Here is a 6375-nt window from a genome sequence, read left to right on the forward strand (position 1 = left end):
ATGGCTGAGCTCAACTGCCAGTTTGTGCGGCCCGACGGGCTCATGTTCGACGGGCCCGTCGACCACCTCATCCTCGTGACCTACGCCGGCGAGCTCGGCGTCTGGCCGGGGCATGCGGCGGAGATCGTGGCGCTCGGCGACGGCGTCGTGCGCATCACCGCCCTTCAGCGCGACGGCGGCCACGAATATGACGTCGTGGTCTCCGGAGGCTATGCAGAGATCGACAACGATGGCGTCATCATCCTCGCCGACCACGCGCGTCGCGTCGACGACATCGACCCGGACAAGGTCCGCGAGACGCGCGAGCTGGCCCTCGAGCACCTCGACCAGGTTGAGGACGGAGACCACCGCCGCGCCTACTACGAGAGCAAGGTCCGGTGGTGTAACCTTTTGCTCAAGCAAGTCACCAAGGGCTCGGCTTCGGGCCAGCGCTAGCACGGAGGCCTCATGGACGTCATTCAGATCGAGGGTGGGCATCGCGTCACGGGCGAGGTGCGCGTCGAGGGGGCCAAGAACTCGGCCCTCAAGCTCATGGCCGCGACCATCATGGCCCCCGGCGTGACCACGCTCACCAACGTGCCCAACATCGCCGACGTCCACGTCATGGGGAAGGTGCTCAAGAACATCGGCGCCACGATCGAGGTCGTGAACGAGCACGAGCTCAAGATCGACACCTCGACCGTCGACTCGTGGGAGACGCCGTATCACCTCGTCGCCCAGATGCGCGCCTCGACCGCCGTCCTGGGGCCGCTGCTCTCCCGCTTCGGCAAGGCGGTCGTCGCCATGCCGGGCGGCTGCAACATCGGCGCGCGCAAGATCGACATGCACATCCTTGGCCTCGAGGCACTCGGGGTCGAGTTCAAGGTCGACCACGGCAACATCCACGCGAGCGCCCCACACGGCCTCAAGGGCGAGACTGTCACGCTCTCCTTTGCAAGCGTCGGCGCCACCGAGAACCTCATGATGGCGTCGGTCTTCGCCGAGGGCGTCACCACCATCGACAACGCTGCCCGCGAGCCCGAGATCGTTGACCTCGCAAACCTGCTGAACGAGATGGGCGCCAAGATCAGCGGCGCCGGCTCCCCGGTCATCGAGATCGAGGGCGTGTCCGAGCTCCATCCGGTCACGCACAAGGTCGTGGGCGACCGTATCGAGGCCGGGACCTTCCTGGCCATCGGCGCCCTCACCGGCGACCCCGTGACCGTACGCGGGTTCGAGCCCAAGCACCTCGGGCTCGTCCTCAGGAAGTACGAGCAGATGGGCGTGAAGATCGAGTGCGGCCAGCGTGTCTGCACCGCCTGGCGCGACCGCCCGCTCATCCCGACCGACATCCAGACGCTGCCCTTCCCCGGGTTTCCCACGGACATGCAGGCCCAGACCATGTGCCTGCTCGCCCTCGCCAAGGGGAGCTGCATCATCACGGAGAACGTCTTCGAGAACCGCTTCATGCTCGCGAGCGAGCTCTCGCGCATGGGCGCCAACATCACGATCGAGGGTCACCATGCGATCGTCCACGGCGTCGACGGCTTCTCAGGGGCGCAGGTGAAGTCCCCCGACCTGCGCGGAGGAGCGGCACTCGTCATGGCCGGCCTCGTGGCCGACGGCATCACCACCGTCTCTGACATCCATCATATCGACCGCGGCTACGAGGGCTTTGTCGAGAAGCTCGCCTCGCTGGGCGCGCGCGTGCGGCGTGCGAGCATCGAGTGCGAGGACGACGACCTCTAGGTCCCGCGGCTGCGCAGGAAACGGGAGACCACATGATCAACACCGGCGTTCAGGGCGATCACGCCCTCACCCGTGCGGGGGAGGACTACCTCGAGGCGATCTACCGCCTGTCCACCGAGGGGGGCTCGACGGACGGCTCCGTTCGCTCCGTGGACGTTGCCGAGCAGCTGGGAGTCTCCAAGGCGAGCGTGAACAAGGCGCTCTCCATGCTCAAGGAGACGGATATGGTCGCGCAGAACCGCTACGGTCGCGTGACGCTGACCGAGAAGGGCCGTCGCTACGCCGCCGTCGTGTGGCGCGCGCATCGGGCGCTCAGGACGTTTCTCGAGTCGGACCTCGGGGTCGACCCCGAGGTCGCCGACCAGGAGGCGTGCCTCATGGAGCACGTCCTGTCCGAGGACACCATGGAGCGGCTCATCTCCTACCTTGAGCGGCAGGGCATCGACGTCCCGAGCTAGCCGCACGGCATCTCCAGACATGTGAACTCACTGTGTGGCTTGCGCGCCCTCCCCTGCGGAGGGCGCGCTTCTTCGTCCACTTGCAGAGAAGGACGTTCCGTCAGCGGCATGATGGGGTATGTTTCTTGTGCCGCCGGACTGCATCGGGCGGCACGGCAACGAACCTACCGAAGGGAAACCCCATGAAGGCAATCATCCCCGCCGCCGGTCTCGGAACGCGCTTCCTCCCCGCGACCAAGTGCACCCCCAAGGAGCTCCTCCCCGTGCTCGACAAGCCCGTCATTCAGTACGTGGTCGAGGAGGCCCTCGAGCCGGAGGGCGTCGACGGCGTGGTTATCGTCAACTCTCACGAGAAGCCCCAGATCGAGTCCTACTTCTCCGTCGACCACGCCTTCGAGTCGATGCTGCGCAAGCGTGGCAAGACGGCGGAGGCCGCCCGCGTCCACGAGGCCTCGACGCTTCCCGTCTCGTTCGTCTATCAGGACGAGGCCCGCGGCCTCGGCCACGCCGTCCTCCAGGCTGCCGACGAGATTGACCGCGACCCGTTCTTCGTCCTTCTCGGCGACTACTTCGTTCCCGACCGCCAGATGTGCGTCCGCATGGCGGAGGTCTCCCGCGAGCACGGCGGCGCCTCGGTCATCGCCGTCGCGCCTGTGCCCGCCGACCAGGTGAGCCGCTATGGAATCATCGCCGGCGAGTGCGTGGGGTGCCTCCCGGGCACTGAGGCCGAGGGCGAGCAGGAGGGCGCGGTCTGGAAGGTCACGGGGCTCGTCGAGAAGCCCCGACCGGAGTATGCGCCCTCGCACCTCTTCATCGTTGGCCGCTATCTGCTTTCCCCGCGCATCATGGAGCTGCTTGCGACGCAGGGCCCCGGTGCCGGCAATGAGATTCAGCTGACCGATGCCATGGAGCGCCTGCTCGCCGAGGAGGAGATGTACGCGCTCGTCGTCGACCCCGCGGAGGGCTGCGATACCGGCACCCCGGCCGCCTGGGCGGCCACGAACGCCCGCATGGCCCTCGAGGACCCGTCCTTCAGCGACGCCTTCCGTGAGGAGTTTGGCGAGAAGGGCGCGGCGGTTCTTGGATAGGAGGGGCGACATCATCCGCTTCGGGAGTGACGGCTGGAGGGCGCGCTACGAGGACGGCTTCGACGCCGAGGGCGTCGCCCGCGTTGCGGACGGCCTTGGGCTCGTCTGGTCGGACTCCATGCCCGGGACGACCGCGTACGTGGGCTTTGACACCCGCCACGAGTCGCGTGAGCTCGCGCGGCTCGCGGCGGGGATCCTCTCCTCGTACGGCCTTGTCGTGCGCGTTTCGGACGTTCCGTGCCCAACGGCGGCCGTGGGGTGGAGCTGCGCGCGCGACGAGCGGGCATGCGGCGCGGTCATGCTCACGGCGAGCGAGCTCTCGTGCGAGTACGGCGGGCTTCTTGTTCGCGGGGCGGACGGGGGACCCGTCTCGAGGCGCTTTCTCGATGAGGTGGAGCAGGCGATATCGCTCGCGCCGCCGGAGTCGCGCGGAGCCTTCGAGGAGTGCGACCTCGTCGGGCCATATCTTGAGGACCTCGCCTCGGTCGTGGATGGCGACGCCATCGAGCGCCGGGCCCCGCGCGTGGTCGTCGACGCCATGTATGGGTCGGGCACCACGCATCTCGCTCGCCTGCTGAGAGATCTCGGATGCGACGTCGTGGAGATGCACGTCGAGCCTCGTGAGGACTTCGGGGGCATCCACCCCGACCCGGTCGAACCATGGGTTGATGCCTGCGAGCAGGCCGTTGTGGCGCAGGGGGCCGACATGGGCATCGCCCTTGACGGAGACGCCGACCGCGCCGCCGTCATAGACGAGCGTGGACGGCTCCTTCCCGCACGCGTGCTGGTTCCGATGCTGCTGGGCAACCTCGTGATGGGCCATGGGATTCACGGGCGCGTCGTGACGACGCTCACCTGCTCGGCGTGCATAGCGCGCGAGGCCTCGCGCCTCGGGTGCAGCGTCACGTCGGTCCCCGTCGGGTTCTCGAGGATATATAGGGAGCTGCTGGACGCCGACGTGATCATGGGGGTCGAGGAGTACGGGGGCGTCTGCGTGCCCACGCATCTGCGCGAGAGGGACGGCCTGCTCGTTGCCCTGCTCGCCGTTGAGATGGTGGCGCGCTCGGGCAAGTCGGTGTCAACGATGGCCGAGGAGCTTGAGGGCACCGTGGGAACGATGTGCTACGCGCGACGCGACCTCAGGCTCGACGCGGCGTCGACCCAGGCGTTCAGAAACGTCCTCCCGGGGCTCAACCCCGGCGAGCTGGCAGGGAGAAGCCCTGTCGAGGTCTCTCACGCCGACGGCCTGAGGCTCCAGTTCGCCGATGACTCCTGGGTGCTCGTTCGCCCCTCGAGGACGAGCTCTGTGGTGCGGGTGTACGCGGAGGCTCCGACGAAGCAGGACAGAGACGAGCTGCTCTCCGCAGCGTGTGACGTCGTGCGACGCGGCATATAAAGACGCCTCCGTGAAGAACGTCGACCACATCACCCTTCGAGGGGGCGGGCACGAGGAGTGCATCGAGGAGATATCCGACGCTTGGCCATATGTCCTCGAGTGCGCCGAGCTTGACAGGTACCCGCATCGCAGCTGTCCTTGGCACTGGCACCAGGAGGTCGAAATTTTCTATGTCCAGAGCGGGTCGCTGGAGTACCGGACTCTCCGCGGCGCCACGAGCTTTGGGACGGGGTCGGCTGGCTTTGTAAATGCGGGCGTCTATCACATGACGCGCGCGACAGACGAGGGCTCCGGGACGGTTCAGCTCTGCCACATCTTTAGGCCGGGACTGCTTGAAGATGCGGGTGGTCGGATAACTGAGCGCTGCATTCGCCCTCTTGTCGAGGCGCGCAGGGCTGAGGTTCTCTCCTGGAGTGCGGATTCGCCGCAGGACGCGCGTGCCCTCAGCCTCTTTAGGGAGTCTTTTGGCCTGCGCCCAGAGGACGGTGCCGCATACGAGCTGCGCCTTCGGTCACTGCTCTCGGAAATCTGGGCGCTTGCCCTCGAGAAGGCCCGCCCGCTCATGGACGAGGGCCCGGCGTCATATCCGACTCATCGCGATCTTCGTTTTGAGAAGATGCGCGATTTCGTGCACGAGCATTATGCCGAGACCATCGAGGTTGCCGACATCGCCTCGGCAGGTTGCACGAGCGTGCGCGACTGCTTTCGCTCGTTCAGGGACTACGTTGGCATGGGGCCCGCGCAGTACGTTCGCGAGTATCGGGTGAGGCAGTCGTGCAGACTGCTTGCCCATACGTCGAGAACCATCGAGTCGGTCGCGCTGTCCTGCGGCTTTTCGTCCGCCACGCAGTTCTCGCAGACGTTCAGGACAATCATGGGCAGCACTCCGTCCGCCTATCGTGCCAGGTGGCGTGAATCCGATACCTAGTGGCACAAATGAATATGGTGCAGGGGTCTTCTTCTCGGCAGACTTGCCTCAAGGCAACTCGAACGAAGGGGGCTGACATGGCAGGGTTCAAGCACGTGATCTTTGACGTTGACGGAACGCTGGCGGACACGGACAACATCTCGCAGCGTGCGCTCCAGGACCTTCTCTTTGAGTGGACGGGCGAGGAGGAAGATCTCAAGGACCTCGCGTTTACCCGGGGGATTCCGGGCGACGAGGCCCTCGCACAGCTGGGGATCCTCGACGAAGGGGCCCTGGAGAGGTGGGATGAGCTCGCGAGGGAGCATGCTGACGAGGTAAAGCTCTTCTATGGAGTGCGCGAGATGCTCGAGGAGCTGCTCAAGAGCGGCAAGAAGATGGGAGTCGTCTCATCACGCAGGCGTGACGAATACGAGGCGGTAATTTCTCCGCTTGGCATTGACGGCTACTTCGAGAACATGGTTCTCGCCGAGGACACCGATCGGCACAAGCCGGAGCCGGATCCGCTGCTCGAGTACCTGAGGCGCGCCGGGGCAAAGCCGGAGGAGGCCATCTATGTGGGCGACACCGCTCATGACTCCCGGGCGGCGCGTGCGGCAGGAGTCTCCTTCGTGTTTGCCGGATGGGGCGCGGCATCGTACGTCGAACAGGCGAGCTACTGGGTTCACGCACCCTCGGAGGTTCTCCTAATTGCCAACTATGCCCTCTAGCATGAGCGGATGAAGAACGCTGCTAAACTCCTCTACTTGTGGAGGAAACGTGAACCTCCCGATTCCCGCG

7 protein-coding genes are annotated in these 6375 nt (G+C 66.0%); all 7 read left to right on the plus strand.

Annotation, left to right across the window (positions count from 1 at the left end):
- The gene (gene atpC / locus E0L17_RS08425) at nt 1-435 is read left to right on the plus strand and encodes an ATP synthase F1 subunit epsilon (protein ID WP_167930802.1); all 435 of its coding nucleotides are present in this window, start codon (nt 1-3) and stop codon (nt 433-435) included.
- Between the two features lie 12 nt (nt 436-447).
- Nucleotides 448-1728: a UDP-N-acetylglucosamine 1-carboxyvinyltransferase gene (gene murA, locus E0L17_RS08430; protein ID WP_167930803.1), complete on the plus strand. Its 1281-nt coding sequence runs from the start codon at nt 448-450 to the stop codon at nt 1726-1728.
- 32 nt (nt 1729-1760) lie between these two features.
- Nucleotides 1761-2186, plus strand: coding sequence for a metal-dependent transcriptional regulator (locus E0L17_RS08435; RefSeq protein ID WP_167930804.1), 426 nt, complete (start codon nt 1761-1763; stop codon nt 2184-2186).
- Between the two features lie 182 nt (nt 2187-2368).
- Nucleotides 2369-3274: a UTP--glucose-1-phosphate uridylyltransferase gene (locus E0L17_RS08440; RefSeq protein WP_167930805.1), complete on the plus strand. Its 906-nt coding sequence runs from the start codon at nt 2369-2371 to the stop codon at nt 3272-3274.
- Nucleotides 3267-4670 carry a phosphohexomutase domain-containing protein gene (locus E0L17_RS08445; protein ID WP_286163388.1) on the plus strand — a complete coding sequence of 468 codons (1404 nt, stop codon included), beginning with the start codon at nt 3267-3269 and terminating at the stop codon, nt 4668-4670. Before E0L17_RS08440 ends, E0L17_RS08445 begins: the two co-directional genes overlap by 8 nt.
- 10 nt (nt 4671-4680) lie before the next feature.
- Entirely contained in the window at nt 4681-5598 is a 918-nt protein-coding gene (locus tag E0L17_RS08450) for an AraC family transcriptional regulator (protein ID WP_167930807.1), read from the plus strand.
- A gap of 77 nt (nt 5599-5675) precedes the next feature.
- Nucleotides 5676-6305 (plus strand): HAD family hydrolase, encoded by a 630-nt coding sequence (locus E0L17_RS08455; protein WP_167930808.1) that lies wholly within the window; start codon nt 5676-5678, stop codon nt 6303-6305.
- Nucleotides 6306-6375 lie beyond the last annotated feature (70 nt).

The sequence above is a fragment of the Olsenella sp. SW781 genome, assembly GCF_012027725.1.
Taxonomy (GTDB): domain Bacteria; phylum Actinomycetota; class Coriobacteriia; order Coriobacteriales; family Atopobiaceae; genus Thermophilibacter.

Excerpts from the sequence above, each read along its gene's own strand:
- atpC (WP_167930802.1), top strand. The coding sequence starts at position 1 with ATGGCTGAGCTCAACTGCCAGTTTGTGCGGCCCGACGGGCTCATGTTC.
- murA (WP_167930803.1), top strand. The coding sequence starts at position 448 with ATGGACGTCATTCAGATCGAGGGTGGGCATCGCGTCACGGGCGAGGTG.
- E0L17_RS08435 (WP_167930804.1), top strand. The coding sequence starts at position 1,761 with ATGATCAACACCGGCGTTCAGGGCGATCACGCCCTCACCCGTGCGGGG.
- E0L17_RS08440 (WP_167930805.1), top strand. The coding sequence starts at position 2,369 with ATGAAGGCAATCATCCCCGCCGCCGGTCTCGGAACGCGCTTCCTCCCC.
- E0L17_RS08455 (WP_167930808.1), top strand. The coding sequence starts at position 5,676 with ATGGCAGGGTTCAAGCACGTGATCTTTGACGTTGACGGAACGCTGGCG.